Annotated in this window: 14 protein-coding genes; 8 read left to right on the top strand and 6 right to left on the bottom strand. The window is 72.9% G+C overall.

Features of this window, described 5'->3' with window-relative positions; translation table 11 throughout:
• Positions 1 to 158 precede the first annotated feature (158 nt).
• From ACFOWE_RS19345 to ACFOWE_RS19335, 3 genes are all read left to right on the top strand, one after another.
• Complete coding sequence (locus ACFOWE_RS19345) at positions 159 to 686, top strand: GNAT family N-acetyltransferase (protein ID WP_377289737.1); 528 nt, start codon at positions 159 to 161, stop codon at positions 684 to 686.
• Positions 687 to 884: 198 nt separating this feature from the next.
• Positions 885 to 3,272, top strand: a complete 2,388-nt coding sequence (locus ACFOWE_RS19340) for a Tex family protein (protein WP_377289735.1) — start codon at positions 885 to 887, stop codon at positions 3,270 to 3,272.
• A 121-nt stretch (positions 3,273 to 3,393) separates the two neighbouring features.
• Entirely contained in the window at positions 3,394 to 3,864 is a 471-nt protein-coding gene (locus ACFOWE_RS19335) for a hypothetical protein (RefSeq protein ID WP_377289733.1), read from the top strand.
• Positions 3,865 to 3,989: 125 nt separating this feature from the next.
• Here the strand turns inward: ACFOWE_RS19335 and ACFOWE_RS19330 are convergent, their stop codons facing one another.
• The gene (locus ACFOWE_RS19330; RefSeq protein ID WP_377289731.1) at positions 3,990 to 4,517 is read right to left on the bottom strand and encodes a GNAT family N-acetyltransferase; all 528 of its coding nucleotides are present in this window, start codon (positions 4,515 to 4,517) and stop codon (positions 3,990 to 3,992) included.
• Positions 4,518 to 4,740: 223 nt separating this feature from the next.
• Here ACFOWE_RS19330 and ACFOWE_RS19325 point away from each other — a divergent pair, with 223 nt between their 5' ends.
• Positions 4,741 to 6,909 (top strand): WD40 repeat domain-containing serine/threonine protein kinase, encoded by a 2,169-nt coding sequence (locus ACFOWE_RS19325; protein WP_377289729.1) that lies wholly within the window; start codon positions 4,741 to 4,743, stop codon positions 6,907 to 6,909.
• 157 nt (positions 6,910 to 7,066) lie between these two features.
• Here the strand turns inward: ACFOWE_RS19325 and ACFOWE_RS19320 are convergent, their stop codons facing one another.
• A complete protein-coding gene (locus tag ACFOWE_RS19320) occupies positions 7,067 to 7,600 on the bottom strand; it encodes a cellulose binding domain-containing protein (RefSeq protein ID WP_377289727.1) in 534 nt (177 codons plus the stop codon).
• Positions 7,601 to 7,739: 139 nt separating this feature from the next.
• Entirely contained in the window at positions 7,740 to 8,801 is a 1,062-nt protein-coding gene (locus ACFOWE_RS19315; RefSeq protein ID WP_377289725.1) for a lytic polysaccharide monooxygenase auxiliary activity family 9 protein, read from the bottom strand.
• Positions 8,802 to 9,204: 403 nt separating this feature from the next.
• On the opposite strand from ACFOWE_RS19315, the gene ACFOWE_RS19310 reads away from it, so the two are divergent.
• Positions 9,205 to 10,446 (top strand): PP2C family protein-serine/threonine phosphatase, encoded by a 1,242-nt coding sequence (locus tag ACFOWE_RS19310; protein WP_377289723.1) that lies wholly within the window; start codon positions 9,205 to 9,207, stop codon positions 10,444 to 10,446.
• Between the two features lie 236 nt (positions 10,447 to 10,682).
• Here ACFOWE_RS19310 and ACFOWE_RS19305 read toward each other — a convergent pair whose 3' ends face one another.
• On the bottom strand, positions 10,683 to 11,471 hold the full coding sequence (locus ACFOWE_RS19305; protein WP_377289721.1) for an SDR family oxidoreductase: 789 nt from the start codon (positions 11,469 to 11,471) through the stop codon (positions 10,683 to 10,685).
• An 11-nt stretch (positions 11,472 to 11,482) separates the two neighbouring features.
• Positions 11,483 to 12,094 carry a TetR/AcrR family transcriptional regulator gene (locus ACFOWE_RS19300; protein ID WP_377289719.1) on the bottom strand — a complete coding sequence of 204 codons (612 nt, stop codon included), beginning with the start codon at positions 12,092 to 12,094 and terminating at the stop codon, positions 11,483 to 11,485.
• 347 nt (positions 12,095 to 12,441) lie between these two features.
• Between ACFOWE_RS19300 and ACFOWE_RS19295 the strand changes: the two genes are divergently transcribed.
• Complete coding sequence (locus ACFOWE_RS19295) at positions 12,442 to 12,660, top strand: hypothetical protein (RefSeq protein WP_377289717.1); 219 nt, start codon at positions 12,442 to 12,444, stop codon at positions 12,658 to 12,660.
• An 18-nt stretch (positions 12,661 to 12,678) separates the two neighbouring features.
• Here ACFOWE_RS19295 and ACFOWE_RS19290 read toward each other — a convergent pair whose 3' ends face one another.
• Entirely contained in the window at positions 12,679 to 13,071 is a 393-nt protein-coding gene (locus tag ACFOWE_RS19290) for an SRPBCC family protein (RefSeq protein WP_377289715.1), read from the bottom strand.
• A 125-nt stretch (positions 13,072 to 13,196) separates the two neighbouring features.
• On the opposite strand from ACFOWE_RS19290, the gene ACFOWE_RS19285 reads away from it, so the two are divergent.
• Positions 13,197 to 13,667, top strand: a complete 471-nt coding sequence (locus tag ACFOWE_RS19285; RefSeq protein ID WP_377289713.1) for an RrF2 family transcriptional regulator — start codon at positions 13,197 to 13,199, stop codon at positions 13,665 to 13,667.
• Between the two features lie 59 nt (positions 13,668 to 13,726).
• The gene (locus ACFOWE_RS19280) at positions 13,727 to 14,917 is read left to right on the top strand and encodes a globin domain-containing protein (protein WP_377289711.1); all 1,191 of its coding nucleotides are present in this window, start codon (positions 13,727 to 13,729) and stop codon (positions 14,915 to 14,917) included.
• Positions 14,918 to 15,005: the final 88 nt, after the last annotated feature.

The following is a 15,005-nucleotide window of genomic DNA, read 5'->3' as shown; positions in this document are numbered from 1 at the left end:
CCGCCGCCCCTGACGGCGGCCGTCCGAACGGCCGGTCCCCGTACGGAGGGCGCAGCCCGGCTTCCCGCGCCGCCGCCTCCCCTGACGGCGGTCCCGCGCGCGCCGCGGCGCGGAAAATCCGTTTCCCGGGACGCCGGTCCCGCCCTAGGGTGTGGCCCATGCTGCGCGGAGAGAGGGTCCTGCTCAGGGCGGTGACCAAGGACGACCTGGCGGCCCTGCACCGGTTGCACGAGGACGTCGGGACGGCGGTCGCCGCGAACGAGGAGCCCTGGGTGCCGAGGACCCTCGAGCAGACCGTCGCCCGCTACGAGGCGCGCAAACCCGACCCGGGCAACGTCCCCTTCACCGTGGCCTCCCTCGACGGAGGGCAGGTGCTCGGCTCCGGCTCGGTCTGGGGGATCGACACCCTCAACCGCAACGCCCACCTGGGGCTCTCCCTGCTGCCCGAGGCCCGCGGCCACGGGTACGCCACCGACGCGCTGCGTGTGCTGTGCGACTACGCCTTCCGCATCCGCGGCCTGCACCGGCTGGGGCTGGAGACCCTCGCCACCAACGCCGCGATGATCGCCACAGCGGAGAGAGCGGGCTTCCGCCGGGAGGGGACGCTCCGCGCCCACGCCTGGGTGACCGGCTCCTTCGTCGACGAGGTCCTGTTCGGGTTGCTGGCCTCCGAGTTCTCCCCCTGACCCCGGCGGTCGTCCGGATGCGCCGCGTTCCGGCGGGCTCCCGGACGGCCCCCGGGCGGTTCTGTGCGATCCCGGCCTTCCCCCCCCCTTCCGGGTCCTGGCGGGCCGCCGGGCCGGGACGCCCGCCTGCGGCGCCGGACCGTGCGGCCGCCGGGGCGCGCGGTAGCTTTGGGGCGTCCATGACAAGGGGAAGAAGACGTGACGACTTCTATTCATCAGCGGATCGCCGAGGAGCTGGGCGTACGCGAGCGGCAGGTGCAGGCCGCGGTGGAGCTGCTCGACGGCGGGGCCACGGTGCCGTTCATCGCGCGCTACCGCAAGGAAGCCACGGGGATGCTCGACGACGCGCAGCTGCGCACGCTCGAGGAGCGGCTGCGCTACCTGCGTGAGCTGGAGGAGCGGCGTACGGCGATCCTGGAGTCGATCCGGAGCCAGGGCAAGCTCGACGACGCCCTCGAGGCGCAGATCATGGCGGCCGACTCCAAGGCCCGCCTGGAGGACATCTACCTGCCCTACAAGCCCAAGCGGCGCACCAAGGCGCAGATCGCCCGGGAGAACGGGCTCGAGCCGCTCGCCGACACCCTGCTCGCCGACCCGCGGACCGACCCGCAGGCCGCCGCCGCGGCCTTCGTGAACGAGCAGGTGCCCGACGCCGCCGCCGCGCTGGACGGGGCCCGCGCCATCCTCGTCGAGCGCTTCAGCGAGGACGCCGACCTGGTCGGCGAGCTGCGCGAGCGCATGTGGAACCGGGGCCGGCTGGTCTCGGCGGTGCGCGAGGGCCAGGAGGAGGCCGGGGCGAAGTTCTCCGACTACTTCGACTTCGCCGAGCCCTTCACGAAGCTGCCCTCCCACCGCATCCTGGCGATGTTCCGGGGCGAGAAGGAGGGCGTGCTCACCCTGACCCTGGAGCCGGAGGAGGAGCCGACCGGCTCCTACGAGGCGGCCATCGCCCACCGCTTCGGCATCTCCGACCGGGGCCGGCCCGCCGACAGGTGGCTGGCCGACACCGTGCGCTGGGCCTGGCGCACCCGCGTCCTCGTCCACCTCGGCATCGACCTGCGCACCCGCATGTGGCAGGCGGCCGAGGACGAGGCGGTCCGGGTCTTCGCCGCGAACCTGCGCGACCTGCTGCTCGCCGCGCCCGCCGGCACCCGGCCGACGATGGGCCTCGACCCCGGCCTGCGCACCGGCGTGAAGGTCGCGGTGGTCGACGCGACCGGCAAGGTCGTGGCGACCGACACGATCTACCCGCACGAGCCGCGCCGCCAGTGGGACCAGTCCCTGGCCACGCTCGCCAAGCTGGCCACGGAGCATGGTGTCGAACTGGTCGCCATCGGCAACGGCACCGCCTCCCGGGAGACGGACAAGCTCGCCGGAGAGCTGGTCAAGCTGGTCCCCGGGCTGACCAAGGTCGTGGTCTCGGAGGCCGGGGCGTCGGTCTACTCCGCCTCCGCCTACGCCTCGCAGGAGCTGCCCGGCCTGGACGTCTCGCTGCGCGGCGCGGTCTCCATCGCCCGCCGCCTGCAGGACCCGCTGGCCGAGCTCGTCAAGATCGACCCCAAGTCGATCGGCGTCGGCCAGTACCAGCACGACGTCGCCGAGACCAAGCTCTCCCGCTCGCTCGACGCGGTCGTCGAGGACTGCGTGAACGCGGTCGGCGTGGACGTCAACACCGCCTCGGCGCCGCTGCTGACCCGGGTGTCGGGCGTCACCTCCACCCTCGCGGAGAACATCGTCGCCCACCGCGACGCCTGCGGCCCGTTCCGCTCCCGCCGGGCGCTCAAGGACGTGCCCCGGCTCGGCCCGAAGGCCTTCGAGCAGTGCGCGGGCTTCCTGCGCATCCCCGGCGGCGACGACCCGCTCGACGCCTCCAGCGTGCACCCTGAGGCCTACCCGGTGGTACGGCGCATCCTGTCGGCCACCGGCGGCGAGATCACCCGGCTGATCGGCAACACGTCGGTGCTGCGCTCCCTGAAGCCGCAGGAGTTCGTGGACGACACCTTCGGCCTGCCGACCGTCACCGACATCCTCGCCGAGCTGGAGAAGCCCGGCCGCGACCCGCGCCCGGCGTTCAAGACCGCGACCTTCGCCGAGGGAGTGGAGAAGATCTCCGACCTGGTGCCCGGCATGCTGCTGGAGGGCGTGGTCACCAACGTCGCGGCGTTCGGCGCGTTCGTCGACGTCGGCGTGCACCAGGACGGGCTGGTCCACGTCTCGGCGATGTCGCGCACCTTCGTCAAGGACCCGCGCGAGGTGGTCAAGCCCGGCGACATCGTCCGGGTGAAGGTGCTCGACGTCGACATCCCGCGCAAGCGCATCTCGCTCACCCTCCGCCTGGAGGACGAGACCGACGCGCGTCCCGACCGGTCCGGCCAGGGCCGCGGCGGTGACCGGAACCGGGACCGGGGCCGTGACCAGGAGGGACGTGACCAGGGCCGCGGCGGCGGGGGCGGCGACCGGCGCGGAGGCGGTCGCCAGCAGGGCGGGCAGCGCGGCGGACAGGGCGGCGGGCAGCGCGACGTGCCGGGCGGCGCGATGGCCGAGGCCCTGCGCCGCGCCGGGCTCGGCGGTTCCGGCGGCCGGTGATCCGGCCCGCGACGGCCTGACGGCCCCCGGCCCGCCGGATCACCGTGTCCGGCGGTCCGGGCCGTACGGTTCCGTAGGCCGGAGCGGCGGCCGGAGACCGCGGCGGCTACCCTTGGCCGTCATGATCGAGTCGATGGTGAACAGACGGTTCCCTGTACTGCTCGCGGCGGTGGCGCTGACCGCCGCCGCCTGCGGCGGCGCCGATGGGACCTCCTCGTCCGCGCCGTCCCCCGCCGCCCCTCCCGCCTCCGGCCAGCCGTCCGCGCAGTCGTCCGGACCCCCGGCGAAGCAGGAGCAGACCCGCGAGGTCACCCTGGAGGTGGACGGCACGGGCAAGCTCATGCAGCCGATCGTCTACATCGCCGGCGATCAGGGCACCGAGTCGGACGCCACCCTGCCGTGGAAGAAGACCGTGACGCTCGAGCTGACCCCGGCCGAGCAGAAGGTCGGCGTCCTGCTCTCGATCATCCCCGGCTCGTTCCGCGACTCGGGCGGCAAGCTCGTGCCGGGTGAGTGCCGCATCCTCGTCGACGGCGAGGAGGTCGCGACCAACGAGGGCGGCGAGAGCATGTGCAAGCACACCCTGCACTGACGGGCCCGCACCGACGGATCCTGCGTTGACGGACGGAGACCGCGCGAGGGACCCCCGGCGCGGACCATCCCGGAGGGAGGCCGCGCCGGGGCGTCCCGGCGCGGCTCGCCGCCCGCGGTACGGCCTCAGCCGAGCAGTTCGCCTTCGAGCATGCTCATGAGGATCTGGTCGTACCACCTGCCGTCGCGGCGGAACGAGTGGCGGTGCCGGCCGTCCCGGACGAAGCCGACCTTCTCGTAGACCCGGATCGCCGCGGCGTTCTCGGCGACGACCCACAGGGCGATGGAGTGCAGGCGCATCCTGTCGAAACCGTACCGGCAGATCAGCCGGGTGGCCTCGGTGCCGTACCCCTTGCCCCAGCAGTCCTTCTCACCGATGTAGATGTCGAGCTCGGCGCGGCCGGTCTCCGGCTCGGTGTCGCCCAGCCGGGTGACGCCGATCAGCCGTCCCTCGCCGAGGGTCTCGATCGCGAGGAGCATGTTGTCGTAGGAGTTGCGCTCGCGCTCCTCGCAGCGCGCCGCGACCTGCGCCTGGGAGGCCGGATAGCCCTCGTCCATCCAGCGCATGACGTCCGGATCGCTGTTCCAGCGCCACAGCGCCTCGGCGTCGGACGGTTCCAGGGCGCGCAGCCGTACCAGCTCTCCGGTCAGCACAGGTCTCGCTCCGTTCGTCGGGGGGATAGCGCGAACGGAGCATTCCTAGCAACCGTGCGCGCGGCCGCTCAACCGGTTATCCGGCTGGTGCGGGACGGGGGTGCGGAGCGCCCGGAAGGAGCCGTACCGGGTGGGTTCCGGCCGATCGGGATAGTCTGCTCAGCGCATGCGCGGTTCTGCCACGTGCCGGAGAGGGCCGCCACGTGCGGGGAGGGTGTTTTCCATGGCCGGTACGGCGTTGCGGGCGGGCGATCCCGCGGGGATCGGCCCCTACAGGCTGCTGGGCCGGCTGGGTCAGGGCGGGCAGGGGGTCGTCTACCTCGGGGAGGCGGAGAGCGGCGACCGGGTGGCGGTCAAGGTGCTCAACCGGGGGTTGGCCGGGGACCGGGCGACCCGGGAGCGGTTCGTCAGGGAGATCGAGGTGGCCCGGCAGGTCGCCGAGTTCTGCACCGCCCGGGTGCTCGACGCCGGGGAGAGCGACGACGGCCTCTACGTGGTGAGCGAGTTCATCGACGGACCCTCCCTGCAGCAGGCCGTCACCGAGGGCGGCCCCCGGGACGGGGCGGCGCTGCAGCGCATCGCGGTGGGCACGGTCACGGCGCTCGCCGCGATCCACCAGGCGGGCATCGTGCACCGCGACTTCAAGCCGGCCAACGTGCTGCTCGCCCCGGACGGCCCGCGTGTCATCGACTTCGGCATCTCCCGGGCGCTGGACGCCTCGGCCTCCCTCACCAGCGGTGTGGTCGGCACCCCGACCTACATGTCGCCGGAGCAGATCGCCGGCGAGCGTGCCGGACCCGCCTCGGACGTGTTCAGCTGGGCGGTGACGATGGTCTTCACGGCGACCGGCAAGCCCGCCTTCGGCGCCGACACCATCCCCGCGGTGCTCCACCGGATCCTCAACGCCGAACCCGACCTGTCGGGGGTGCCGGAGCCCTTCCGGCAGGCGGTCGCCGACTGCTTGGCGAAGGACCCCGCCGCCCGGCCCGCCGCCGCCGACCTGCTGCTCCGGCTCATCCGGCAGGAGCGGCCGGGGACGCCCCCGATCCCCGCCGCCGGCGCCGTGCCTGTCGTCCCCGCCGTGCCGTCCGCGCAGGCCGGACGGTGGGACGCGCCGCCGACGGTGCCGAGGGGCCTCGCTCCGGGCGGGAACGGCTCGGCCGGGTCAGGGATCAGGCGCAGGGGCGTGCTCGCCGGCGCGGCCGGGGTGGCCGTCGCGGTCGCCGCGGCCGGGGCCGCCGTCCTGCTGGCGCAGGGATCGGCGGGGCGGAGCGGTCCGTCGACCGGCCCCGTGGCCGTGACGGCGGGTGACGCCTCCCCGAGCCCCGAAGGCTCCTCGGGGGGCGGCGCGCCACCGGAGACCAGCCCTTCCCCCACACCGAGCGCGGCCGTCACCGGGACCGCGCAGGCCGCGGCCACGCCGCTGCCCAGCCCGGGCACGCCCGTCGGGAAGTGGACGAGCAAGCAGGTGGGCGGAGCCCTGCGCGGCCACGGGGGCGACGCCGAGGACGTCGCGGTCGCCGAGACCGGGGGCAGGCCCGTCATCGCCTCCGGGGACCAGGGCGGGACCGTCCGCCTCTGGGACCCGGCCACCGGCAGGCAGATCACGAAGATGACCGACCATTCCGCGTGGGTCAGCGAGATCGAGACGGTACGGCTCGACGGCAGGACCGTCGTGCTCTCCGGGAGCTTCGACAAGACCGTCCGTCTCTGGGACCCGGCCACCGGCAAGCGGATCGGCAAGCCGATCGCCACCGGCTCCGAGGTCTACGCGCTGGCCGCCGCCGTCGTGGACGGGGAGCCGATCGCGGCGGTCGGCGGCGGGGACGGCCGGCTCCGCGTCTGGAACCTGGCCACCGGCGAACGGATCGGGAAGACGCGGGACACGCGCGGCGGCACGGTGTTCGCGGTGGCCGTCGCCGAGGTCGACGGCGAGCCCGTCGTGTTCACCGGCGCGAAGGACGGCAGGGTGCTCCGCTGGGGCCTGCGCGAGGGAGAGCCGCTGGAGGTCGGACGGCAGGGCGGGTACGTCTCCGCCGTGGCCACGGCCGAGCTGGACGGCCGGCCCGTGGTGCTCTCGGCCGGCGGCGACCAGGTGATCCACGTGGACGACGCGTCCGGGGGCGGGCCGGTCCGCTCGCCGATCACCGGGCACGACGGGTGGATCTACACGCTGACGGTCGCCCGTGTCGGTGAGACGACCGTCGTGGTCTCCGGGGGAAACGACTCCACCGCGCGGGTCACCGACCTGGACACGGGGAAGGCCGCCGGGAAGCCGTTCAAGGACCACGACCACAACGTGTTCGGGTCGGTGGTGACGGAGCTGGACGGCCGTCCCGTGGTCGTCACCGCGGGCGGCGACGACACCGTGCGGATCTGGCGGCTCGGCTGAGCGGTCCGCGGGGCGCGTCCGCACGGCGGGGCGGTCCACGGGGTCCGGGTCACGTGATCCGGCCGCGGTGAGGACCGGTCACGTGACCCGGTCGTGACGGGACGGGTCACGGGGCCCGGCCGAGGTGGCGGGCCGGGTCACGGTGGCGGGCCGGGGCTCAGCCGCAGGAGACCTCGGTGAAGGCCGGGGGCTCGGAGGCGGCTCCGACGAAGCCGATGCCGGTGACGGCGGCGCCGGGGGCCAGGACGGGGTCCTGCTCGGGCGCGTGGATCATCCCGACGGGGCCGCTCACCATGGGGGTGCCCTTCCACGCCTGGGTGATGGTCGTGCCGAGGGGGAACGTCCACTGGATGTACCAGCCGCTCATGGGCTTGTCACCCCGGTTCTCGATCGTCGCCTCGGCCCGGTAGCCGCCCGGCCAGGTCTCGGCGAGCTCGACCGTGGCCGTGCAGCGGGAGGAGACCGTCGGGGGCGGCACGGGGTGCGCGGACGCCGGGAGGGAAGACGAGCCCGGCGCGGGCGCGGGCGCGGACGGGGGAGCGGCGGGGGGTGCGCTCGCCGGGGCCGCCGCCGGGTGGGCGGCGGGATGCCCGGTCCGCGGGGCGTCCGCGAGGCAGGCCGCCGCGAGCAGCGCCACCGCGGTGCCCAGGACGGCGGTGCCCAGCAGCGTCGTGCTCCTCGCTCGCGGCACGGCCGGGCTCCTTCCTCGACGAGGATCTCGATGGGTCTCGATGGGTCTGGACGGGTCCCGATGGGATCGTGCGGGGGAGGCGGTCCCGGCCGGAAGGGAGGGCCGGCCGGGACCGCGGGTCATCGGGGAACGGGGACGGTCAGGGGCTGGTGCAGGTGAGGGTGGGGGAGCCGGCGCTGCCGCTGGCGACGAACCCGAAGGTGGTCGAGCCCTTCGCCGGGATCGTCCGGTTCCAGTCGGCGTTCTTGGCCGTCACGGCGGATCCGGAGACCGTGTGGGTGGCGCTCCACAGACTGTTGATGCTGTTGCCGCCGGGTAGCGTCCACGTGACGGTCCAGCCGTTGATCGCCGAGCCGCCGGGGTTGGTCACGGTGACCTCGCCCTGGTAGCCGCCGGACCAGGAGGAGACGGTCTTGAAGGCGGCGGTGCAGGCGCCCGGCTCACCGGTCGGGGTGGCCGTCGGGGTGACGGTGGGGTCGGGGTCCGGCTGGGTGTCGCGGCCGACGCCGGTCACCTCGCCGTTGCCGCCGTCGAAGACCACGTCGGAGCAGTTGTAGAAGGTCTCGGCGCTGTCGGAGCGCTTCCACACCGAGTAGATGATGTGGCGGCCGGACTTGCCGGAGGGCAGGGTGGCGTTCCAGTAGTAGTTGGCGTCCGCGGTGCCCGGCGAGCCGACGCTGTCGGGGTGGTCGGCGGTGTGGAAGGGCTGCTCCTCCAGGTCGTCCCAGCTGAGCGGCTCGTTGGGGTTCCAGCCGTCCTTGGTGACGTACAGGTAGAACCAGCCGGGGTGGGCGGCCCACTTGTTGTACTTGAACTGGATCTGCTTCCCGGCGGTCAGGTGGGTGACCGGCCAGTCGCTGCGGGCCAGGTCGTACCCGCTGAAGCCGGGGTTGCCGCCGCTGCACAACTGCCCGTCGGGGATGAACCCCCGGGTACGGCCGGCGCCGTCGGAGCGGAGCACGCTGAACCAGTTGTAGAGGGAGTTGGCTCCGCTCTCGGCGACGGCCGCCGAACAGGCCGGATTGATGGGGACGATGTTCCCCTGCGGGCTGAGCCCGTCCTGCCAGCAGAAGTAGGTCCGGCTGCCGGGCACCATCATGGCGCCGTGGGCCGAGGCCGAGCTGGGGACGAGGACGACCGCGAGGAGCGCGGACAAAATCGTGGCCGCGCAGGCGACAGCGATTCTTCGCCAATTGCGCACTGGACTGACCGACCTTTCGGGATGACGGGCTTACCGATCGACTGCAGCGAAGCGCGCTTACGCGGATCGGACTCTAGGTCGGCGTTATCAGGATGTAAACGAAACGCACTTCCCGGAAGCGGTGGCCGTGATGTAAGCGCAGCTCGGAGCGGATCGCGGGAGCCCGGACCCGATGAAAGATTCATGCGGGGCGGGGCCGGCCGGGCGGCGCCCGGAGGGCTCGCGGGGCGGGAAAGCGCAGGTGGGCCGAGTGTGGGCGAATCGTCCGGGTAGGAGAAGGATCCGGGGCCGTTCCGGCTCCGTGCCTCCGTCCGCCGCGCCCGCAGCGGCCTCCGGCGGGGGACCGCGGAGCGTTCCGGGGGAGACCGGCGGGCCTGGGGTGTCGCATGCGGGGAGGACAGCGATGGACATCGCCGTGGGCCGGGTGCGGATGCTTGAGGGCCTGATCGGGGGCAGCCACCTGTCGGCGCTGGAGCAGCTGCCCTCCCTGGTCGAGGAGTGCGCCGCGCACGCCGGCCTGCACGAGGTGCTGATCTACGTGGCCGACCTGCGCCAGGAGGTGCTCCGCCTGGTGACGGGCCACGGGGTGCACTACTACGAGGAGCCGGAGCTGGAGGCGGACGAGCTGCGGATCGAGGGCACCCTGGCCGGCCGGGCGTTCCAGGAGATGCGGATCATCGCCAGGCCGGGCGGGAACGGCGGTGCGGGCTGGTGGGTGCCGCTGCTGGTCGGCACCGAGCGCCTGGGCGTGCTGCGGGTCAACGCCGAGAGCATGGACGAGCGGGTCCACGAGGACATGCGGGCCCTGGCGTCGCTGGTGGCGCTGCTGATCGCGAGCAAGCGCACGCACAGCGACTCCTACGCCCGGCTGGTGCGGACCCGCCCGATGAACGTCGCGGCGGAGATGCAGTGGAACCTCACGCCGCCGCTGACCTTCGCCAACGAGGAGGTCGTGGTCGGCGCGGTCCTGGAGCCCGCCTACGAGATCGGCGGCGACGCCTTCGACTACGCCCTCGCCGGGGACGTCGTGAACGTGGCGATCTTCGACGCGATGGGGCACGACGCCTCAGCCGGGCTGACCGCGAGTCTCGCCGTGGCCGCCTGCCGGAACAGCCGTCGGCAGGGGGCGGACCTGATCGGCGCCGGCACGGCGGTCGAGCACGCGCTGATCGAGGAGTTCGGCCGGGCCAACCGCTTCGCCACGGCGATCCTGGCCCAGCTGGACGTGCGCAGCGGCGTGTTCTCCTGGGTCAACCGCGGCCACCATCCGCCGATCGTGATCCGGGGCGGGCGCTGGGTCGCCACCCTCGAGTGCGCGCCCGCCCACCCCCTCGGCCTCGACCTCGACCTGCCCGTCCAGCTCTGCCAGGAGCAGCTCGAACCGGGCGACCGCGTCCTGCTCTACACCGACGGCATCACCGAGGCCCGCAACCGCGACGGCGAGGAGTTCGGCCTGAGCCGCTTCGCCGACTTCATCATCCGGCGCAACGCGGACGGGCTGCCCGTTCCCGAGACCCTGCGCCGCCTGGTCCGGAGCGTCCTGGAGTACCACCACGGCAAGCTCCAGGACGACGCCACCGTCCTGCTGCTGGAGTGGCACGGCGCCGGCCAGCGGAAGCTGCAGCTGTCGGACGCCCCGGCCTGACGCGGCCCGCGGCTCCCGGAACGACCGGCTCCCGGGACGCCCCGCCCTGAGGCGGCCGGCCTCCGGGACGACCGGCTCCCGGGACGCGTGCGCCGGGGCGGTTCGGGGCGGCGCCCACCCGTACCCCGGCCGCTCCGTTCACGGGCTGTGGAGGAGATCCCGAGGTGGTCGCCGCTTCCATCCGGCCGTCCTGAGCCTTCCGCTATTCCGGCAGCCTCTCGAACGGCGTGAGCATGTCAGCGCCAATGAAGGTCGCCGATCAACGTAGCCTCAGCACCTCCGTCGGCGAAGATGATCTGACCGGTGACGAAACGGTTGTCTGCGCCGGCGAGCCAGCAGATAAGCTCGCCGACCCACTCCGGTCGCCCGGGAAAGCCGCCGAACGGTTGAGGCGATGCGGCTTCCACGGCGCTTCGCACATCGTCGTTCGCGAAGATGTACGCGGCCGCGGGCGTGTCGACGACGCCGGGTGCGACGACGTTGAGGGCGATGCCGGAACCTGCCCATTCGGATGTCGGGGCGGCCTTGCGCACCCAGCGGTTCAGCGCGCGCTTGGCGGTGCCGTAGGCGCCGGCGGCGCCGCCGTTGGCCGGATCTGCGTGAATGAGGGCGAGGGCGGCGGCTTCGTCGCCGTCAAGACATGCCTGTACCACGCGCTCGTCCGCGGGCGCCAGCGAGGAGGTCGACGACACGGCCACGGCCCGGGGTGCGTCGCTCTGTGCCAGCAGCGGACGCAGCCCCTCGAGCGTCGCGACCGTTCCGAAGTAATTCGTCTCGAGGAGACCGGTCTTGCCGCCTCCGGCGATGGCGAGCACGGCGTCGATGGGCCCGTACCCGGTCACCTGGTCGACCAGCGACTGCCGTCCGTCAGGGGTGGACAGGTCGGCCAGGACGTCGGCGTCACCGAGGTCGCAACCGATGACCTTGGCGCCGCGTTCACGGAGCAGGGCCGCGGTCGCGGCGCCGATGCCTGACGCCGAGCCGGTCACGACATACGTCCGCCCTGCCACCTCGGTATGTGTCATCGTCATTCCTTTCATGTACGCGTCCCGGGTGGCCGTGACGTTCCTGACGCATCACGTGTACCGAGGTCGAAGAGTTCGGCTAGTTCGTTCGCACACAGATCGGGGTCGAGGCCGGCGGAAACGAGCGGGGCCACACTGTCGATCGAGGCCCGCAGCGCCGCCGCCATGATCTGCGGATCGCACGGGCGGAAGACGCCGGTGCGCTGCCCCTCGGCGAACAGGCGGGCCAGCCGGTTCTGCGAGTCGATGTGGTATCGCTCCCAGTCGCTCATGCCGCCGTTGAGCAGGATCTGCCGCAGCGCCTCAACCTCCGGCGAGTGGCTGGCGATGAACATCACGTTCGCCCGGATGACGGTGACGAGCAGATCGCGAACGCTGGTCACGCCACTGAGAGCGGCCTGCATGTACCTTTCGCTGTCGGCGGCGATCCGCTCGGCGACGGCCGAGAACAATTCGTCCTTGCTGGAGAAGTGGTAGGTGATCAACCGCTTGCTGCTGAGCCCGGCCTCGTTGCAGATGGCCTCGAAGGTGGTGGCCTGGTAGCCGCGCTCGGCCAGCAAGGCGATGGTGGTGCGGGTGATCTGCTCCCTGCGGGCCGCGGTCGCCGCCTGACGGGTGGTCATGCCTGTCGTCCCTTCCTCGCCGCTCTCGAGGGCGAAACCGCGGACGGCCCGGCGGCCGCTCCGGCTGCGGCGATGTCGAGCGCAGGAGTCCGCACCGGCTTGTTATCCACGTGGATTACTTTATCCGTACGGATAACAGGAGTCAACGGGTTGCGGCGTGCGTGAAAGGACCTGTCCGGAGCTCGTGCGCGCGCAGGAGATCGACGACGAACGAGGTCTCCGGTAACAGGGTTGATCGACCAAGAACAACCTGAATACCGGAGACCTCGTGGTCACCTTGGTGGTGATGGGACGGTTCGACCGATCGTGACGGCGTTGCAGGCGCGGGCGGGCGCGGCCGGGCAGACATGCCGGGCAGGGCCGGCCAGGACGCCGACCGCCGGGCCAGGGGATCCAGGGGCGGGTGGCCGCCCCCCTTCGCCCCCGAGATCTACACGCAGCACCACGCCGCCGGGTGCGGCATCGACCGGCTCGATCGTCACCACGCTGTCGCCGCGCGCTACGGCAAGCTCGCTGTGCGCTCCAGGGCCGCGGTTCTCGTCGCCGTGATCGACGAATGGCTCTGACCGGCTTCGGTGCAGGCCCTAGACCCGCACCTGCTCGGCCAGGCGCTCCAGGCTCTTCTCCAGGGCGCGGTCGATCTCGTCGCCGGAGGGGGCCTCCTCCTCGTCGAAGAAGGACAGGTGGACGGTCACCTCGCTGGCCTGGTCGCTGATGCCCGCGACCTGCAGCCAGCCCGAGTAGCGGTCGTCGTCGCGCGTCCCCCACTCGAGCCGTAGCTGGTCCGGCTGCGCCCGGAACAGCGCGCGCTCGTCCTTGCCGGTGTTGTCCTCGTGGACGGTCACCGCGGGCGGATCCTCCGCCCGCACGTGGAGCTCCACGGGGAGCCAGCTGTCGAGCCGGTCCACGTCGCTCGCCCTGTCGAACACGGTCTCCGGCGGCGCGGTCATCGTGCGGGAACGCTCGTACTCGCTCATCTGATGATCACTCCTCGGTTCGGGAACATCGCCCCGGGACGTACCCTGCTCAATCAGGTCCATCCATCCCGTTCCTGGCGCCTTGTCCCCTTCGAGCACCGGCGCGGAGCGCCTACCGTATGGGCATGCGCCTGACCGTCTTCACCGACATCTCGCTGCGCATCGTGATGCGGCTGGCCGTGGCGGAGGAGGGCGAACTGCTGACCACCCGCGTGGTCGCGGACATGCTCGCCGTGCCGTACACCCACGCGGCCAAGGCGGTGGCGCGCCTGAGCGAGCTGGGGCTGGTGGAGGCGCGCCGCGGGCGGGGCGGGGGGATGCGCCTGTCGGAGGCCGGGCGCCGCGCGTCGGTCGGCGGCATCGTCCGGGCGCTGGAGGGCGCGGACGACGTGGTGGGCTGCGAGGACGCCCCGCCGTGCCCGCTCCGGGCCGCCTGCCGGCTGCGGGCGGTGCTGCGCCAGGCGCAGGAGGCCTTCTACGCCTCCCTCGACGGGGTCACGGTCGAGGCTCTGGTGACGGCCCCGACCGGGCCGGTCCTGCTCTCCCTCACCTCGCTCGCCCACCCCCCCGAGGGGACCTCCGGAACGACTTCTTAATATGTATCTCAGATTCCAATTTTAAGGGATCGCTCTGCCGTCGTTCCTGGAGGTCGACCATGCTGTCCGCCGAGTCCGCCGAGATCGTCCGCGCCACGCTGCCCGTCGTCGGCGCGTCCCTCGACGAGATCACCGAGCGGTTCTACGAGACGATGTTCGCCGAGCACCCGGACCTGCTCGACGGCACCTTCAACCGGGGCAACCAGCGCAACGGCGAGCAGCGCAGGGCGCTGGCGGGCTCCATCGCCGCGTTCGCGACCATGCTGCTGGAGCACCCCGACGAGCGCCCCGACCACCTGCTCTCCCGCATCGCGCACAAGCACGCCGCCGTCTCGGTCACCGACGACCAGTACGTGATCGTCCACAAGTACCTCTTCGGCGCGATCGCCGAGGTGCTCGGCGAGGCGGTGACCCCGCAGGTCGCGGCGGCCTGGGACGAGGTCTACTGGCTGATGGCCGGCGCGCTGATCGCGATGGAGGCCCGGATCTACGCCGAGGCCGGGGCGAAGGGCGGGCGGACCTGGCGGCGGTGGAGGGTCGTCGAGCGGCGGGAGGAGACCGCGGACACGGCCTCCTTCGTCCTGGCCCCGCTCGGCGACGAGCCCGTCCCGCCGGCCGCCCCCGGGCAGTACGTCAGCGTCCGGGTGCAGCTGCCCGACGGCGTGCACCAGCTCCGGCAGTACACGCTCTCCGGGTGCGGCGAGGACGATCTGCGCCGCATCACCGTCAAGCGGGTGCGCGGGGAGGGATCCCCGGACGGGGAGGTGTCCAACCTGCTGCACGACACGGTCGCGGAGGGCGACGAGCTGACCCTGTCCGCCCCGTTCGGCGACGTGGTGCTCGCCGACGGGGACGAGCCGCTCGTGCTCGTCTCCGCGGGCATCGGCTGCACCCCCGTCACCGCGATGCTCCAGCACCTGGCCCTGACCGGCTCCACCCGCCGCGTCCTCGTGCTGCACGCCGACCGGTCCAAGGCCGACCACGCCCTGCGCGAGGACATGAAGCGGCTCGCCGAGGCGCTGCCCGGCGGAGAGAAGATCTTCTGGTACGAGGAGGGCCCCTGCGGCTGCGCCCGCCCCGGCCGGATGGACCTGTCGGAGGTGGAGATCCCCCGGGGGGCGGTCGTCTACATGTGCGGGCCGCTGCCGTTCATGCGCGAGGTGCGGGCCCAGCTCCTGAAGGCGGGCGTCGCCGCGCACGACGTCCACTACGAGGTGTTCGGCCCCGACCTGTGGCTGGGCGCCGCCTGACCGCGGCCCCGTCCGGCCCCGTCCGGCCCCGTCCGGCGGGCAGGGCCGAAGGTCCCGGCGGGCGGGGACCTCAGGACGGCCGGGCGGT

This window comes from Planomonospora corallina (assembly GCF_042650625.1).
Lineage (GTDB): Bacteria > Actinomycetota > Actinomycetes > Streptosporangiales > Streptosporangiaceae > Planomonospora_B > Planomonospora_B corallina.
This window is presented reverse-complemented; position numbering and strand designations above follow the sequence as displayed.

Excerpts from the sequence above, each read along its gene's own strand:
- ACFOWE_RS19345 (WP_377289737.1), top strand. The coding sequence starts at position 159 with ATGCTGCGCGGAGAGAGGGTCCTGCTCAGGGCGGTGACCAAGGACGAC.
- ACFOWE_RS19335 (WP_377289733.1), top strand. The coding sequence starts at position 3,394 with ATGATCGAGTCGATGGTGAACAGACGGTTCCCTGTACTGCTCGCGGCG.
- ACFOWE_RS19325 (WP_377289729.1), top strand. The coding sequence starts at position 4,741 with ATGGCCGGTACGGCGTTGCGGGCGGGCGATCCCGCGGGGATCGGCCCC.
- ACFOWE_RS19310 (WP_377289723.1), top strand. The coding sequence starts at position 9,205 with ATGGACATCGCCGTGGGCCGGGTGCGGATGCTTGAGGGCCTGATCGGG.
- ACFOWE_RS19305 (WP_377289721.1), bottom strand. The coding sequence starts at position 11,471 with ATGACACATACCGAGGTGGCAGGGCGGACGTATGTCGTGACCGGCTCG.
- ACFOWE_RS19300 (WP_377289719.1), bottom strand. The coding sequence starts at position 12,094 with ATGACCACCCGTCAGGCGGCGACCGCGGCCCGCAGGGAGCAGATCACC.
- ACFOWE_RS19295 (WP_377289717.1), top strand. The coding sequence starts at position 12,442 with ATGCCGGGCAGGGCCGGCCAGGACGCCGACCGCCGGGCCAGGGGATCC.
- ACFOWE_RS19290 (WP_377289715.1), bottom strand. The coding sequence starts at position 13,071 with ATGAGCGAGTACGAGCGTTCCCGCACGATGACCGCGCCGCCGGAGACC.
- ACFOWE_RS19285 (WP_377289713.1), top strand. The coding sequence starts at position 13,197 with ATGCGCCTGACCGTCTTCACCGACATCTCGCTGCGCATCGTGATGCGG.
- ACFOWE_RS19280 (WP_377289711.1), top strand. The coding sequence starts at position 13,727 with ATGCTGTCCGCCGAGTCCGCCGAGATCGTCCGCGCCACGCTGCCCGTC.